Consider the following 13,630-nt stretch of genomic DNA (forward strand, 5'->3'; position numbering starts at 1 on the left):
AATTTAGAAAGGAATCAAATGAAGATAATAGTAAGTTTTTCTGGCGGAAAGGATTCACAAGCTTGCTTGATCCAAGCTGCCAATAAATACGGAGCCGATAAAATAGAAGCTGTTTTCTGTGATACTGGTTGGGAGCATCCCGAAACCTATCAACATATTAGTGACGTGTGCAAACAGCTTGATGTTAAATTAGTAGTTTTGAGAAGCAAGAAATATACTGATTTTGTAGATATGTCTATCAAGCGCTCCCGGTTCCCGTCTTCCCAAAGAAGGTTTTGTACTTCAGAATTGAAAATTAAACCGATGATTGATTACATTCTCTCACTTACTGAACCTTGCGTGATTATACAAGGCATCCGGGCAAAGGAAAGTGAAGAGCGTGCTAAACTTCCCTATGAATGCAATTACTTTGGGGAGTATTACGAACGCATTAAAAAGAATCGCAAAGGAAAGATTGTTGAAGTATGGAAGCAGGATTATCGTAGAAAAGATGTACTTAAATGGTGTGAACACTATGATGCAAGCGTTTCCCGTCCGATTTTTCAGTGGTCGGCACAAGAAGTAATAAATCATATCTTATCTGCCGGACAAAAGCCAAATCCTTTGTATTCTCGTGGATTTTCCCGTGTTGGTTGCTATCCTTGTATTATGTGTCGAAAGCAGGAAGTCAAACTCATTTCACAAGAAGAGTTCGGGCGTAACCGCTTGATAGATGCAGAGCAAAGGATGAAAGAAGAAACTCCAAAAGGTTCGTCTTTCTTCTCACCCGGTTACATCCCCAATCGCTTCTGCAAGAATAGGACTTATCCAACAGTACAGGAAGTTTTCGAGTATGTAAACCGTAACGATGTAGGTATGGATGATATGTTTGAACCAGAAGGCGGATATAGTTGCATGAGCCTTTATCATGGACTTTGCGAATAAGAAGTTTAATTCAAATCAAAATAGAAATGAAGAATATAGAAAAAAGCCGTACAAGTTTAAAACAAGTACGGCAGTCCAAAAGATTGCAACCATTGCGAGTACTACAATGGTTAAATGTCAAGGAAGTTAGCGTCAAAAAGCGAAATTAATCCGCATTTAGGGCATCTAACGGCAATAACAGGCCATGAATTAACTGGTGAATTGAGATCAATCACTCCATTGTTAATTACAGGGGATTGCAGTTGAAATTGTGCATTTAGAGGCTCTATGCCGCCAGCAAATCCACAGTTAGAGCAAATTCCTTTTCCTTTTAGGTTTTGCTGAAGTTTTAATTTTTGTTCTTCTGTTAATTTCATAACGATAAATTAATATTTAAATGTGACATAACAAAAGTAATAATAATATGGGCACGTTCTCCATTTTTGACGATAAAGTTTTAAATGTGACAATTTATACTTCTCTTGGAAATCGTGCCCTTTTATCAATATAAAATAGAAATGAATTTAAACGAATTAAGAGATAAGTCCTACAAAAACGCTTGTGAGCATGGATTTCACGATCAGGAGTTGAGCAATGAACATTGTCTTTGCCTAGTAATATCGGAGCTAATGGAGGCTGTGGAAGCGGATAGAAAAGGGAAACAGCCTCTTATAGAGCAATTTAACTGCGGTATATCATATCCAAAGAATAACTTAAAGCAGGTATATGACTACTGCATTAAAGGTACAGTTGCCGAAGAGCTTGCCGATGCCTGCATACGCCTGCTTGATTTATATGGACTTCTAGGAATTGACTTAGACGAGGATGCATTCGACGAGGAAACAATATCAGAATATTCTGCGACCTACTGTAATAAATCATTTACAGAATCAATATTCCATATCATAAAGTTTATTACTTCAAATAATGAAGTCTTTATACGCTCGTGTGTCGTACCAGAAATGCTTCTGCTTGAAATCTTTGGACTTGCTAAATATCTTAGTATTGACCTTATGTGGCACATCGAGCAGAAAATGAAGTATAACGAACTCCGTGAAAAAATGCACGGGAAGAAATATTAATCTAATAAACCATAATATGAAACAGACATTAGAAGAAGCAGCGTATGATTATGCTACTCATAAAACGAAATTCAGAAAAGACGTTCTAAAAGAAGTGGACGCAGATAACTATGTTTCCAGACATGATAATTGTATGGAGGATTTTCAGTGTGGTGCAGAATGGCAGTCGAAGCAATCACCGTGGATAAGCGTGAAAGAACGATTGCCGGAAGAAAAACAACGTGTTTTAGTTGTCCGTAATAATGGGTCAATCTGTGAATCTTGTTGCAATTTAAGAAACAAGAGCTGGCTTATATATGGATTTGGATATGTATATGATGTTGTCGGATGGATGCCTATCCCTTCTTTCGATGAAATACTTGAAGCCAACAGAGATGTATTAGAACGGATTAAAGAGAAAGGAGATTAATATGGGAATAACTAAGGTAACAATTAAAAACAAAAAATGATTTAATCATGACTCGCAATCAATTTATTCATTACTCTTATCGGCATAGCGAAATCATTATCTGGCACCAAAAGCACCCAGAAATAGATATTGAATGTATGTTGATAGGACTAGACTTTGATCACGAATTATTTCATCTTGTTCCCATTGACTTAGATTATTATGAAGATAGATCGTATTGGCTTCCTTATACATCGTGCGACAAACAGTTTAAGAAGCCTAAGATGAAAGTAGTAAGGGGTGATAGAACAATAGTAACAAAGTAGTTAAAACGAATAACAATGAGTATATTATCAGACGAATGGTGCTGCATGAATTGTGTACACCAAGAAGAATGTTTATTGGACGATCCAGAGTTGAACTTATTAGGATATTGTATGCAATACGAAGACGAAGAATGGGAGGATTAACTATGCCAACAATACTAAAAGAAACATATAAGAAACAGTAATAATTATGGGATCATTTATAGCAAGACAACCTAACGGATTGCTCTGCCGTTGGAGTAGTATAGTGGATAATCTCACTCATTACGATATGACTGAGGAAGATTATATAGAATATCGTGCCGAGTGCGCAAGAAAAGAAGCACGGTTAGATTTGCAGAATCCTCTCTTTGTCAGACCGTTCTCTGAAATTCTTGAAAAGCGAGATAAAGACTTGGTGTTTCAATGTTTTGGCGTGATTGAAAATCAGCAAGATTATACTCTAGAAGAAGTGGTTGAAGCGAAAAAAGAAATGAATCGCCTACAAGTCGAGTTTGATGAGTTTGTTAAGGAAGTGAGTGAACAGAAGGAGGAATAACTATGGATTACTTATTAAAAGTGTTATTTTCAATAGCAATAACAATGATATTTGTACAATTAGGACTAACAATAGCAGTTAACTGGGACAAAGAATCTAGGAATAGCCAAAAGCTAAACAATGTTGTAAAAACATTCGGTGCTTTTACATTAGGAGCAATCGGATTGTCCTTTCTTGTGTTAATTCTTAAAGTTATATGGATTGATTAAATTAGCAAATTATGGGATTTACTACACCGTGCTTTATACGCAAAAATACACCGGAGCTTAGGAAGAAGTTGGAAGAGTTGGGATATTATTTGCATCCTGAATGTATAGACGATGATAGAGGGAATTATCTATTTGTAAATAGAGAATATTATTTAAATAGACCTTTAGGGTATTTGGAAGAACTATCTCGTTCTATTGATTGCGGAGCCAACGAGGAACTTTTCTTGTCTATCGCTTCACTCAGGGATGATACAGACAAGTACCAATGGTTTACGGATGGGGATAAATGGATTATGTGTCCGGAAATCAAGTTCTCTACTTATTGGGCTTACAATGATATTGATGTTAACACAGATACCATTCACAAGGCAACCGTAAAAGAGCTAATCGAACACTTTAAAGAGAAGGAGGTGAACCATGGATAGCGTACAGACACAAACCTTTTCTATCAAAGGAGATAACGATGCTGTGGCGTATTTCGATTTTTGTGATGGAGATTTGTGTGTCTCTGTTGTGGTAGAGGGCAAGCAGGCAGACTTTCACTTTGAACCTATTACTTTGAAGATGTTTGCCTATGCTTATAAGTTGCATTGTGAAGAATTAAAAAAGGAGGAATAAAATGAAAGATTATCAATTTGAAGAGATAACGTTTTGGTTGTCATTTATATGTTGCCTGATATCTTATCACTTGAACATATCATGGTTGACAGGTATTCTTGTAATTGTAACGTCATTCAATCTATTCTGGTCAATAATTGCTGCTTGGCAATATTTGAGAAAGAAAAAAATCAAAGTGAACAGGATAAATAGTCGGAAGGAGATATGAAATGAAGAATAAGATCATAGCGGGTGTTATAGCTACACTATTTTTACCTGCGATTTTTGCTATACGTTGGTCTGTTGAACAGTTCTTGTTAGCTAGAATTGTATTTGGATTTATACTAATAGTACTTATAATTGTGTTAATGTACAAGTTTTCCAAACTTTTACTTGACGAATGGTCTGAAAAATGTAAAAAATCATGAGAAAAACTGAAAGGATAATTAGAAATAAGAATACATGCATCCCGGAGAAATACAAGAAGATTGACGCAACGGAAACGGATATACTAAATAGATTGCAGAGATGCGCAAAGAAATGGATGAAAAATAAGGGTTAAACGCATAGGCTACTATTGTTTTGGTGTGTGTTGGTTGTATTGTAAGCAAAAGTTAAATCTTTGATTATGAGTGTTTTATACTTAAAATAATTGTGTAAATATTTGGCTAAATCACTGATAATGAGTATCTTTACAATACTAAAAGAAACCAATATTACTAACAATTAAAAGACAAGAGCAATGAAAGCAACAAAGTACACAAATTCGAAAGGTTTATCTAAAGGAGCATTTATTTATTCAATCAAGAAGAATGGCGAAAGATACGCCCAACCTACATTCTACACTTTTATCGGTTTAGAAAAGAGTGCAGAAGACATTCTCAAAAGACTAGAAACATATAATCCTAACTGCAAATTCGAAATAGCATAACGATTTAATATATAAGAGCAATGAACACATATTACAAATTTGCGCCAAACGTATTTTTGGCAAGGTGCGAAGAAAAGCACAAGAGAGGTGAAGTAATTCTAGTTACCACCAAGTATGGCAAAGAAAACGAAAACATAGTTTTCAATCTGATTTTCGAGAAAGACGGTTTTTACTATTACTCTATCGTAAGAGCTGACGGATTCAATGTTCAGGAATGGGCGAAGCAAAGAGCGGAACGCAGGCATGAATGGGCGTCATCGGCAGTACAAAAAAGTAATGAGTATTTTCAGAAATCAAATAAACATCGCGATTTCCTTTCTTTGGGTGAGCCTATCAAAGTTGGACACCATAGCGAACGAGGACATCGCAAAATGATAGATGATGCTTGGAATAACATGGGGAAAAGCGTTGAGCTTAGTAATAAAGCTGCCGAACATGAAAGAGTAGCCAAATATTGGGAAGAAAGAGCCAATACGATTAATCTCTCAATGCCAGAAAGTATCGACTTCTACGAACACAAGTTGGAACAAGCTAAAGAATACCATGAAGGTGTAAAGTCTGGCAAATATCCACGTGAACATGCGTATACTCTCACTTATGCCAAGAAAGAGGTGAACGAACTGCAAAAGAAATACGAACTGGCTAAAAAGTTATGGGGAGAACAAGTATGAACATATCATTATTAAGCCTTACTGACAAACAAGAGTATGCGGTAAGTAATATTCTGCAATCATTGGATAATGCTAAGACCTTCTGTTCGTATCTAGATAAGGATGATTTGCGATATGAGTTGGAAAAGATGATAGGTAGGTTTGTCAAACGTGTCGAAAAGAAAGTAGATGAAAACTATTGAATGGGGTGCAATGATATTACTAAAAACAGCAATGCAAACGAAAACAAGTAAAGCCATATCCCAGTTCCGCTCTGGTCGCCTGAAAGAAGCATTGGCGATCTTTTGCACTTTTCGCATCGGATTCACCAAAGAAGAACGCAGAACACTGCAAATTGCAAATGAAAGTCTTTCCGGAAATTCCTCGTTCTATCGTCAACTTGGAATTGATACCGACAAAGAAGTTGAAAAAAGCAAGTATATATTGACTTCCAAGTATCTGAAAATGAAATAGTTAAACAAAGTTTAATAAGATGATATTTTAGATGTAATATATTGATATTCAATATATTATTTGTATCTTTACATATCAAAAATAACAAATTAATCAATAAGAGCAATGACAACAAATAATCTTACTCCCGCAAGCAAAGCAGAACTTAAATCTGCGATAACATTTGATGGACACCGTTACAATTATTTCGAGGGAGATATTCGTAATGGAAGCAGATATGCTCGCATATATTACATCTTTACCCCGAATAGAATTCAAATTCAAATTACCTATTGGCAAGATGGTAAAGAACGTGCTGTTGAACCCGCTTCTTATTGTTCAACTCCGGCAGGCGTAACCAATAAGGTTGCGAAGTTCCTTAATTTGAAATGATATAATATGAGTAAGATAGAGCAAATGACATCAGACCTGAATCAGATATTGTATTCTGATATATATCAGTTTGAAATTGATACCGAAGATTTCGTTTTCGGATTCAAAGATACAATCAAGAAGCGTACAAAAAGTTTAGCCAAGGCAATCAAGCTAAAAGTGAAGTTAACCAATGATTGTGGACGTTTCCTGTCCGATACGGTTAGAATCGTATCTGTAAGAATATACAAGAACGGTGAGTTGAAAAAAGAACTTCATGCTAAAGAAATAACAGCATCATATAATGGATAAAATATAGAGTATAATAACTAATAACGATACAAATTATGAATGATTACAAAGACAGATTCAATCGTATAGATTATTGTGAAGAAATAACCCAAATACAAGAAATTGATATTCAAGGAATTGAAATCTTAAATATAAAAAAAGAGGATATTCTTGCTTTTTGTGAAGCTAAAAGTATTTCTCCTGAATATCTTGTTTTTAAATTAATTAAGTACTTTAGTAAAATATAGAGCAATGAGAACAACAGTAAAAGTGTATTTAAAAGACGAACAAGGCAATAAAGACTGGTTCGTTACCCCTATCAACTTATCAGAACAAGAAGCCCATAGATACTATCTCGGTAATATCTTTAACATGGGACGAGAAACAGATCACATGATGAAATGTTACAAAGTTGAGACAATAAAATCATCAAATTAGGTAATTTTATGACTAAAAGTGACGCTTTTTATGTCATATTTTGTATCTTTACACCATAAAAATAAAAAAAGAGCAATGAAAATTTACACAAGTTATTTCGGTAATAACCGAAAATTGAAAGAGGCAGGAGTTAAAATTATTTGCGTAGCTATTGGAAGGCCAAGATTTATTAGTGGAGTACCACAAATGGTTAATGTGGCTCCAACAAGGTATATGATAAGTGCTGCATGTTCTCATGATGAGTATCTTAGACTTTATGATGAGATTCTTGCAAATCAAGATGCTTATAAGGTAATCGAACAAATAGAATCGTTAAGTGAAGGTAAAGATGTCGCTCTCTGCTGTTACGAAAAACCGGGTGATTTTTGCCATCGTCATATTTTGGCAAAATGGCTTACTGAAAATACTGGCATTAAAATAACGGAGTTTGGGGTAGTTGAGAAGAAAGAGCCTAAGTACGAACAAGCTAGTTTGTTTTAAAGATATGTGTGAGGCTTTTTATGGTTATGGATACACACGTCAATTGAAAACGGAAACCATTGACAGCTTGGAATAGACAAGCATTTGCGGAAATAGCTCATCGGTAGAGCGTTGGCATTCCAGCCAAAGAGTGGGGTTCGATTCCCTGTTTCCGCTCTAATGCCGTTCAAGTCGGCTCGGTGATTGAGATTATGGTAAATTGCATATGGTTCAACTCCATGTATTTAGCCGGTAGCTGCAAATCTGACAGCGTGGAAAGACACGCAAATTTGGTGGTATGTCGGAATGGTAAACGATACATTGCGGTAGATAGTACTGAATAGGACGCTGAGGAAGCTAACAACAGCTCAGTCGCTAAACCTATCATTGCAGGTTCAAGTCCTGCTACCACCACGTAGGGATAAAATGATCATAGGGCGCTAAGATTAAATGAACGGAAATTCTAAGTGTACATAAGAATGGATGTCATCAAGACCGGTGCTGTTAGTAACAGGTTGAGTAGTTTAAGAATCGTAGGATAACCAATCTACGGACGAAAGCGAGAAAGCAGACGATACTTGTGTAGGTTCGACTCCTACTTATCCCTCAACCCTTATAGTAGAGATAAGCAAAAGCAAGAACATTAAAGCTTATGCAATTTACGGGGTGATGGAAATTGCCATCTGACACGACTGAAAGAAGCCGAATAGATTGCATAAGTGTTCTTGCAAGTAGCTTGCAGAATGATTGAATTTTGTGTTAAGCCTGTCGGGAATACGCTCGGCAGGCATTTAACGCAAAATGTATATGAAGTTATATACAACCCAATAAAGATAATAATATGTTTCAGGGAACAACACCTCCAGAAGTAAAGATTCTCCTCCAAGACTTAATGAAAGGAGTTGAAAATAAAGATGTTTTCATCGGGTGCTCTGGTAATTTTACAACAGATAAAATTATGAGTAGTATGGGATACACAGTACATTCTAATGATGTAAGTCTATATTCCAAACTAATTTCTGATCTATTACTTGATACAAATACTGATATTGAAGTTGTGAATCCTGAATTACGTATGGTTTTTGACACATGGGATGACACTAAATACAAAAAGCTTATTCAAGTAATGTTTGCAATGAGAGTGTCGAACTTTCACCAAAGGAAAAACGATTACCAAGAAGAAATGTTTAACGCTTTTATTGAGCAATCAAAAGTTTATTATCATAATACTATATCTAAGATTGAAAAAGGCGCACTTAATTTTAATATTAAGAGTTTCTTCTATGGTGATTTTTTTGACTTCCTAAAAAGCAAAAAAGGTAAAGGTGTTGGTATAAGCTTTCCTCCTACGTATAAAGGAGGGTATGAGAAGATGTTTAGCTATGTCGAAGAAAGCTTTAATTATATGCGTGCTACTTATAATGTCTTTGATCCCAAAGAGGGTGGAAATATATTCAAGAACCTCCTTGAGAATGATGAAAACATCATCTATTCTGATAGATATTTCAAGGAGATAGACAACTTCCTTGTTGGCAAAATAAACTTGGGGCCAGGCAAGAATCCTATATACACTTACTCTAGCGTAAATCAAAATAAGCATTATTACATTGAACGTGATAAAAATGTAAAGTCATCATATACTCATATTTTACCAATAGATTATGAATTTACAGATAATACGGTAATATCTGCAAAATTATGTCCGGTTAGTGATGTGAATTATTATAAAGCGTTTTACATGGCAAACAAGGTTAATTATACAACTGGTGGAGATTTAGGTATGGTATTTATGGCTGACGGTAAAGCGTTTGGATTTACTTCTTTCATCAAACAGTTATCTACACTTGAGAAGATATTTATGCAGAGTGATTTTGTTGTAAACTCAAATACACAGAGGCTTAGTAAATTGCTGATTATGCTTACTAAGTCCCACGATGTGAGGATGCTCATTGCAAGAAAAATGGGTCACTATTATGAAGGGATTAAGACAACTGTGTATACATCTTCACCAGTAAGTATGAAATACCGCAGTGTATTCAATCTTGACAGGAGAGATGAAGGCAAACTAATGTATTCTGCTAGTTTTTTAGATGATTCATTAAAGGATTTATATAGATTATGGTTGAAAAAATACAAGAAGTGAAAGATGTTCATCTTATTCAGGGGAAACTGGATGATGTAAACAAATTGATTGCTCCGTATAAGTTAGCATATGTAAGCCCTATAGATGATTGCATTCCGTTGGAGAAGAATGCTCACTATATGGAAAAATCCACACTGGATAGACTAACAGCAAATGTGGCTGAAGACGGTTTTTTATCTCAGCTTCCGTTCGCAATGAAACGAGATGATGGGAAATATCTTATTTTGTCGGGAAATCATCGTTTAAAAGCTGCTATTAAAGCTAAGCTGGAATATATTCTAATCTTGTATATTGAAGAGGTTGATAAAGACAAACAGATTGCCTATGTGCTTAGTCATAATGCTTTAGTAGGCAAAGATGATGCTCAAATGCTTAAGGAAATTTATAGCGAGATGCGCACTATTGAAGCAAGAGAGTTTTCTGGCCTTAACGGTATTCAATTTATTGATACAGATAAGATTCCTACCGTTTCTATTAATGATGGGGATATAGAGCTTACGGAAATGAAGTTCTTGTTTACTGAAAGCAGGAGTAATGATGTCAAAGCTGTTCTAGCTGAACTTGAAAAACAGAAAATATCTGCAAATAGTTCGATAGTTGTAGGTTCTTATGAAGAATTTATAAAGGTAGCTACAGAAGTAAAGAAGAAATTTAATATAAAGAGTAATACTGTTGCTTTTGCTCGTATGGTTGATATATGCAAAGCTTATTTGCAAGAAATGAAAGACAAGGAGGTGTAATATGGCAGGTAGAGGTAGGCCCAAATTAGAGATGTCTCTTTATGATAAATATATAAAAGGTAAAGAGGATATTATTATAGCAGACTGTAGGAATGGAGCTGATAACAAAGGTTTATGTGTACGTCTTGGAATAGGACTTACTACATTTAAAAGTATATTAAAAAAGCATCCTGAAGTTGTAGATTTATTGAGAGAAGGTAAGGAAGAAGCTGACATGAAAGTAGAGAGTGCTTTATATAAAAGAGCTATTGGCTATGATATCGAGGAAACTACAACTGAAGTGAGAATAGGAGAGGACGGATCAGGTCAAACTACCGTTGTTAAGAAGACGAAAAAGCATGTCGCAGGAGATACAACGGCACAAATATTCTGGTTGAAAAATCGTAGGCCAAATGAATGGAAAGATAAACAGGATGTAAACGTAACTAACAATGATTGGGTAGATGCTTTAAAATCATTAACCACTTCATATAAGAATGGTGACAAAGGATGAAAAGAAGGAACTAATCAGTGAAATTATAGCATACTGGTCTAATGACTGGAATAAGTTCGTTCGTGACGCATTATGTGCAAGATTAGATCGTGAGCAGCAAGCTATTATTGAGTCTGTTCAGCATAATCCAATGACTGCTGTTGCAAGTGGAACTGCTCGTGGAAAAGATTTTGTTGCTGCCTGTGCTTCGCTATGTTTTATGTATCTAACTCCTAGATTTAATGAAAAAGGTGTGCTTGTTGGGAATACTAAGGTGGCTATGACAGCACCAACAGGGCGGCAAGTGAAAAATATTATGACTCCTGAAATAAGAAGGCTGATTCGTGCTGCAAGGACAAAGTTCCCTTTTTGTTGTCCTGGCAGATTGGTTGCTGATGATATAAGAACGGATTATGAAGAATGGTTTCTGACAGGATTTAAAGCGGATGATAATGCAACCGAATCATGGTCTGGATTTCATGCAGCGAATACCATGTTTGTTATCACGGAGGCATCAGGTATATCCGAAATTGTTTATAATGCAATAGAAGGTAACTTGCAGGGCAATTCTCGGATGCTCATAGTATTTAACCCGAATATTACTACTGGTTACGCAGCTCGTGCCATGAAGTCTGACCGTTTTGCGAAATTCAGGCTTAGCTCTCTAAATGCAGAAAATGTAGTAAAGAAGCAAATAGTAATACCCGGTCAAGTGGATTATGAATGGGTTAAGGACAAGGTTATAAATTGGTGCTCCCCCATTCAACAAACGGACTTCAATGAGGGAGAAGGAGATTTTAATTGGGAAGGTAAGCTATACCGACCTAACGATTTGTTTCGCGTCAAGGTACTTGGTATGTTCCCGAAAGTATCTGAAGATGTTCTTATTCCTTATGAATGGATAGAGATAGCAAATAGGAATTGGCAGGAATTACAGGCAAGTGGTTTCATTCCAGCCAAATCTTGTAAGCTAGGTGTTGATGTTGCCGGTATGGGACGCGACAATAGTGTCCTTTGTCCGAGATACGGGAATTATGTTCCACAATTTGATGTTCATCAATCTGCTGGACGTGCGGATCACATGCATGTAGTAGGTATGACAATACCATATTTAAAGAAGAAGGGAGCAAAAGCATTTATTGATACGATAGGAGAGGGGGCAGGTGTCTATTCTCGTTTGTTGGAGGAAGAATTTACGAATGCTTTTTCATGCAAATATTCGGAAGGGACAGATGGATTGCATGATATTACCGGAGAGTACGAATTTGCCAACATGCGTGCATATCTGTATTGGGCTTTACGTGATTGGCTCAATCCTAAAAATGGTTTTGGTGCAGCTTTGCCACCGTGCGACCAGTTGATGGAAGAAGCGACTGAAACCAAGTGGAAATTCCTTAGTAATGGAAAGGTTATTATTGAACCTAAGGAAGATGTCAAAAAACGTATTAAGCGTTCTCCTGACTATATGGACGCATTAGCGAATACGTTTTATCCTAGAAATTATAGTTTTATTAGTGATGAAGAGTTGCTCAAAGATTTTTTGTAGTTGTGTTTCTTTTAGTACCTTTGCCTTTGAAAACACTTCTAATTTGTGTTTTCATTGCTCTTATGTGCACTGGCTTGTGAAAGTCGGTGCCATTTTTGTTCTATGTCAAAAGTTAAATCTTTGATTATGAGTGTTTTATACTTAAAATAATTGTGTAGATATTTGGCTAAATCACTGATAATGAGTATCTTTACAATACTAAAAGAAACCAATATTACTAACAATTAAAAGACAAGAGCAATGAAAGCAACAGCAATCCAACAGAGAATAATAGAAAAATTCATCATGTCAGAGTTTGCACAAGGTAACTTAGATACCAAAGAACAAGTTAGCTGTATGCTTCTACTGATTCAAAAGAAACTAGATATGTCAGTAGAACAAGCAAGTGATTTTATGAGAAACGCAATTGGTATTAACGCTTAATACATACGATTATGAAAGTGTATGATATAAATGGGAACGTAGTAGCAGAAGGATACTTGGTACCCAATCCTAATTTCATTCCCAAAGGTGAATACAAAGAAACAGAACTGGATTATCAAAAGAAGCAAGCTGATATGTTAATAACTTCTATTGATGGCAATTTCTATGAAATCAGTTTGCCTAAAAGTGCTACACTTCGCCAGAAGATAAACAAAGACATACAGGGATATGGTAGAAACGTAAGAAGGTATAATGAAAATATAATTCATGTAACAGAGAAGGTTCTAAAGATTTTGCAAACTAAATATACTATAATGTGTGACTTTTAAAAATAGATATGACACAAGAACGACTTGATATATTTGAAAAAGTACTCTTCCTCTATGGAGAATACGTCTTACTCGATCTTTATTCTTTTGCTAAAGTTACGGAAAGATATGAAGATTGCGCTATCATGAGAGATTTAATGAAGAAGTACAATATTGATGAACGTGATGATATACAAGATTGGCAGGCTGAATTATGGCGTTGTGGATATTCTGGTAAGATTGCTGTCATAAATTTCCCTTATTATATGCATAAAGCTATCAAATTAGTTGGATATTTATAAATAAAAGTGATATAAATTACGCGACTTTTATTATATTTGCACCAAGTAAAAACGAATAT

General features: G+C 35.5%; 24 protein-coding genes, 1 tRNA gene and 1 pseudogene. 25 read left to right on the top strand and 1 reads right to left on the bottom strand.

The window, feature by feature from the left end; genetic code table 11:
- The first annotated feature begins 18 nt into the window (after positions 1 to 18).
- The gene (locus tag CGC64_RS10725) at positions 19 to 924 is read left to right on the top strand and encodes a phosphoadenosine phosphosulfate reductase family protein (RefSeq protein WP_005676558.1); all 906 of its coding nucleotides are present in this window, start codon (positions 19 to 21) and stop codon (positions 922 to 924) included.
- A 110-nt stretch (positions 925 to 1,034) separates the two neighbouring features.
- On the opposite strand, the gene CGC64_RS10730 is transcribed toward CGC64_RS10725, so the two are convergent.
- The gene (locus CGC64_RS10730; RefSeq protein WP_005676556.1) at positions 1,035 to 1,280 is read right to left on the bottom strand and encodes a hypothetical protein; all 246 of its coding nucleotides are present in this window, start codon (positions 1,278 to 1,280) and stop codon (positions 1,035 to 1,037) included.
- A gap of 141 nt (positions 1,281 to 1,421) precedes the next feature.
- Between CGC64_RS10730 and CGC64_RS10735 the strand changes: the two genes are divergently transcribed.
- From CGC64_RS10735 to CGC64_RS10860, 24 genes and pseudogenes are all read left to right on the top strand, one after another.
- A complete protein-coding gene (locus tag CGC64_RS10735; protein WP_005676555.1) occupies positions 1,422 to 1,985 on the top strand; it encodes a nucleoside triphosphate pyrophosphohydrolase family protein in 564 nt (187 codons plus the stop codon).
- Between the two features lie 16 nt (positions 1,986 to 2,001).
- On the top strand, positions 2,002 to 2,394 hold the full coding sequence (locus CGC64_RS10740; RefSeq protein WP_005676554.1) for a DUF551 domain-containing protein: 393 nt from the start codon (positions 2,002 to 2,004) through the stop codon (positions 2,392 to 2,394).
- 320 nt (positions 2,395 to 2,714) lie between these two features.
- Entirely contained in the window at positions 2,715 to 2,843 is a 129-nt protein-coding gene (locus CGC64_RS19255; protein WP_259346922.1) for a hypothetical protein, read from the top strand.
- Between the two features lie 46 nt (positions 2,844 to 2,889).
- Positions 2,890 to 3,237 (top strand): hypothetical protein, encoded by a 348-nt coding sequence (locus tag CGC64_RS10750; protein ID WP_005676552.1) that lies wholly within the window; start codon positions 2,890 to 2,892, stop codon positions 3,235 to 3,237.
- 2 nt (positions 3,238 to 3,239) lie between these two features.
- Positions 3,240 to 3,446, top strand: coding sequence for a hypothetical protein (locus tag CGC64_RS10755; protein WP_005676551.1), 207 nt, complete (start codon positions 3,240 to 3,242; stop codon positions 3,444 to 3,446).
- Between the two features lie 11 nt (positions 3,447 to 3,457).
- Positions 3,458 to 3,871, top strand: coding sequence for a hypothetical protein (locus CGC64_RS10760; protein WP_005676550.1), 414 nt, complete (start codon positions 3,458 to 3,460; stop codon positions 3,869 to 3,871).
- Positions 3,864 to 4,064, top strand: coding sequence for a hypothetical protein (locus CGC64_RS10765; protein ID WP_005676549.1), 201 nt, complete (start codon positions 3,864 to 3,866; stop codon positions 4,062 to 4,064). Before CGC64_RS10760 ends, CGC64_RS10765 begins: the two co-directional genes overlap by 8 nt.
- A 721-nt stretch (positions 4,065 to 4,785) precedes the next feature.
- Positions 4,786 to 4,974, top strand: coding sequence for a hypothetical protein (locus CGC64_RS10780; RefSeq protein ID WP_005676546.1), 189 nt, complete (start codon positions 4,786 to 4,788; stop codon positions 4,972 to 4,974).
- A gap of 20 nt (positions 4,975 to 4,994) precedes the next feature.
- On the top strand, positions 4,995 to 5,645 hold the full coding sequence (locus tag CGC64_RS10785; protein ID WP_005676545.1) for a DUF3560 domain-containing protein: 651 nt from the start codon (positions 4,995 to 4,997) through the stop codon (positions 5,643 to 5,645).
- Positions 5,642 to 5,827, top strand: coding sequence for a hypothetical protein (locus tag CGC64_RS10790; protein ID WP_005676544.1), 186 nt, complete (start codon positions 5,642 to 5,644; stop codon positions 5,825 to 5,827). Before CGC64_RS10785 ends, CGC64_RS10790 begins: the two co-directional genes overlap by 4 nt.
- Complete coding sequence (locus CGC64_RS10795) at positions 5,814 to 6,098, top strand: hypothetical protein (RefSeq protein WP_005676543.1); 285 nt, start codon at positions 5,814 to 5,816, stop codon at positions 6,096 to 6,098. The genes CGC64_RS10790 and CGC64_RS10795 overlap by 14 nt, the downstream gene beginning before the upstream one ends.
- A gap of 105 nt (positions 6,099 to 6,203) precedes the next feature.
- Entirely contained in the window at positions 6,204 to 6,470 is a 267-nt protein-coding gene (locus tag CGC64_RS10800) for a hypothetical protein (RefSeq protein WP_005676542.1), read from the top strand.
- Positions 6,471 to 6,476: 6 nt separating this feature from the next.
- On the top strand, positions 6,477 to 6,761 hold the full coding sequence (locus tag CGC64_RS10805) for a hypothetical protein (RefSeq protein WP_005676541.1): 285 nt from the start codon (positions 6,477 to 6,479) through the stop codon (positions 6,759 to 6,761).
- A 35-nt stretch (positions 6,762 to 6,796) separates the two neighbouring features.
- Positions 6,797 to 6,988 (top strand): hypothetical protein, encoded by a 192-nt coding sequence (locus CGC64_RS10810; protein WP_005676540.1) that lies wholly within the window; start codon positions 6,797 to 6,799, stop codon positions 6,986 to 6,988.
- Between the two features lie 220 nt (positions 6,989 to 7,208).
- The gene (locus tag CGC64_RS10820; protein WP_005676537.1) at positions 7,209 to 7,658 is read left to right on the top strand and encodes a DUF488 family protein, N3 subclade; all 450 of its coding nucleotides are present in this window, start codon (positions 7,209 to 7,211) and stop codon (positions 7,656 to 7,658) included.
- An 86-nt stretch (positions 7,659 to 7,744) separates the two neighbouring features.
- Positions 7,745 to 7,814 (top strand) — tRNA-OTHER (locus tag CGC64_RS10825).
- A gap of 115 nt (positions 7,815 to 7,929) precedes the next feature.
- A pseudogene (locus CGC64_RS18835) lies at positions 7,930 to 8,051 on the top strand.
- A 427-nt stretch (positions 8,052 to 8,478) separates the two neighbouring features.
- On the top strand, positions 8,479 to 9,780 hold the full coding sequence (locus CGC64_RS10830) for a putative antirestriction adenine methyltransferase (RefSeq protein WP_005676536.1): 1,302 nt from the start codon (positions 8,479 to 8,481) through the stop codon (positions 9,778 to 9,780).
- Entirely contained in the window at positions 9,756 to 10,520 is a 765-nt protein-coding gene (locus tag CGC64_RS10835; protein ID WP_005676535.1) for a ParB N-terminal domain-containing protein, read from the top strand. The genes CGC64_RS10830 and CGC64_RS10835 overlap by 25 nt, the downstream gene beginning before the upstream one ends.
- Before the next feature lies 1 nt (position 10,521).
- A complete protein-coding gene (locus CGC64_RS10840; RefSeq protein ID WP_005676534.1) occupies positions 10,522 to 11,013 on the top strand; it encodes a hypothetical protein in 492 nt (163 codons plus the stop codon).
- Positions 10,997 to 12,538 (top strand): hypothetical protein, encoded by a 1,542-nt coding sequence (locus CGC64_RS10845; RefSeq protein ID WP_005676533.1) that lies wholly within the window; start codon positions 10,997 to 10,999, stop codon positions 12,536 to 12,538. Before CGC64_RS10840 ends, CGC64_RS10845 begins: the two co-directional genes overlap by 17 nt.
- Positions 12,539 to 12,778: 240 nt before the next feature.
- Positions 12,779 to 12,961: a hypothetical protein gene (locus CGC64_RS10850; RefSeq protein ID WP_005676532.1), complete on the top strand. Its 183-nt coding sequence runs from the start codon at positions 12,779 to 12,781 to the stop codon at positions 12,959 to 12,961.
- 11 nt (positions 12,962 to 12,972) lie between these two features.
- Positions 12,973 to 13,290, top strand: coding sequence for a hypothetical protein (locus CGC64_RS10855; RefSeq protein WP_005676531.1), 318 nt, complete (start codon positions 12,973 to 12,975; stop codon positions 13,288 to 13,290).
- A gap of 8 nt (positions 13,291 to 13,298) precedes the next feature.
- The gene (locus tag CGC64_RS10860) at positions 13,299 to 13,571 is read left to right on the top strand and encodes a hypothetical protein (protein WP_005676529.1); all 273 of its coding nucleotides are present in this window, start codon (positions 13,299 to 13,301) and stop codon (positions 13,569 to 13,571) included.
- Positions 13,572 to 13,630 lie beyond the last annotated feature (59 nt).

It is taken from the genome of Bacteroides caccae (genome assembly GCF_002222615.2).
In the GTDB taxonomy this organism is placed as follows: Bacteria; Bacteroidota; Bacteroidia; order Bacteroidales; family Bacteroidaceae; genus Bacteroides; species Bacteroides caccae.

Bases quoted from the DNA above. Each gene is read 5' to 3' on its own strand.
- CGC64_RS10725 (WP_005676558.1), top strand. From the start codon at position 19: ATGAAGATAATAGTAAGTTTTTCTGGCGGAAAGGATTCACAAGCTTGC.
- CGC64_RS10730 (WP_005676556.1), bottom strand. From the start codon at position 1,280: ATGAAATTAACAGAAGAACAAAAATTAAAACTTCAGCAAAACCTAAAA.
- CGC64_RS10735 (WP_005676555.1), top strand. From the start codon at position 1,422: ATGAATTTAAACGAATTAAGAGATAAGTCCTACAAAAACGCTTGTGAG.
- CGC64_RS10740 (WP_005676554.1), top strand. From the start codon at position 2,002: ATGAAACAGACATTAGAAGAAGCAGCGTATGATTATGCTACTCATAAA.
- CGC64_RS19255 (WP_259346922.1), top strand. From the start codon at position 2,715: ATGAGTATATTATCAGACGAATGGTGCTGCATGAATTGTGTACACCAA.
- CGC64_RS10750 (WP_005676552.1), top strand. From the start codon at position 2,890: ATGGGATCATTTATAGCAAGACAACCTAACGGATTGCTCTGCCGTTGG.
- CGC64_RS10755 (WP_005676551.1), top strand. From the start codon at position 3,240: ATGGATTACTTATTAAAAGTGTTATTTTCAATAGCAATAACAATGATA.
- CGC64_RS10760 (WP_005676550.1), top strand. From the start codon at position 3,458: ATGGGATTTACTACACCGTGCTTTATACGCAAAAATACACCGGAGCTT.
- CGC64_RS10765 (WP_005676549.1), top strand. From the start codon at position 3,864: ATGGATAGCGTACAGACACAAACCTTTTCTATCAAAGGAGATAACGAT.
- CGC64_RS10780 (WP_005676546.1), top strand. From the start codon at position 4,786: ATGAAAGCAACAAAGTACACAAATTCGAAAGGTTTATCTAAAGGAGCA.
- CGC64_RS10785 (WP_005676545.1), top strand. From the start codon at position 4,995: ATGAACACATATTACAAATTTGCGCCAAACGTATTTTTGGCAAGGTGC.
- CGC64_RS10790 (WP_005676544.1), top strand. From the start codon at position 5,642: ATGAACATATCATTATTAAGCCTTACTGACAAACAAGAGTATGCGGTA.
- CGC64_RS10795 (WP_005676543.1), top strand. From the start codon at position 5,814: ATGAAAACTATTGAATGGGGTGCAATGATATTACTAAAAACAGCAATG.
- CGC64_RS10800 (WP_005676542.1), top strand. From the start codon at position 6,204: ATGACAACAAATAATCTTACTCCCGCAAGCAAAGCAGAACTTAAATCT.
- CGC64_RS10805 (WP_005676541.1), top strand. From the start codon at position 6,477: ATGAGTAAGATAGAGCAAATGACATCAGACCTGAATCAGATATTGTAT.
- CGC64_RS10810 (WP_005676540.1), top strand. From the start codon at position 6,797: ATGAATGATTACAAAGACAGATTCAATCGTATAGATTATTGTGAAGAA.
- CGC64_RS10820 (WP_005676537.1), top strand. From the start codon at position 7,209: ATGTCATATTTTGTATCTTTACACCATAAAAATAAAAAAAGAGCAATG.
- CGC64_RS10830 (WP_005676536.1), top strand. From the start codon at position 8,479: ATGTTTCAGGGAACAACACCTCCAGAAGTAAAGATTCTCCTCCAAGAC.
- CGC64_RS10835 (WP_005676535.1), top strand. From the start codon at position 9,756: ATGGTTGAAAAAATACAAGAAGTGAAAGATGTTCATCTTATTCAGGGG.
- CGC64_RS10840 (WP_005676534.1), top strand. From the start codon at position 10,522: ATGGCAGGTAGAGGTAGGCCCAAATTAGAGATGTCTCTTTATGATAAA.
- CGC64_RS10845 (WP_005676533.1), top strand. From the start codon at position 10,997: ATGGTGACAAAGGATGAAAAGAAGGAACTAATCAGTGAAATTATAGCA.
- CGC64_RS10850 (WP_005676532.1), top strand. From the start codon at position 12,779: ATGAAAGCAACAGCAATCCAACAGAGAATAATAGAAAAATTCATCATG.
- CGC64_RS10855 (WP_005676531.1), top strand. From the start codon at position 12,973: ATGAAAGTGTATGATATAAATGGGAACGTAGTAGCAGAAGGATACTTG.
- CGC64_RS10860 (WP_005676529.1), top strand. From the start codon at position 13,299: ATGACACAAGAACGACTTGATATATTTGAAAAAGTACTCTTCCTCTAT.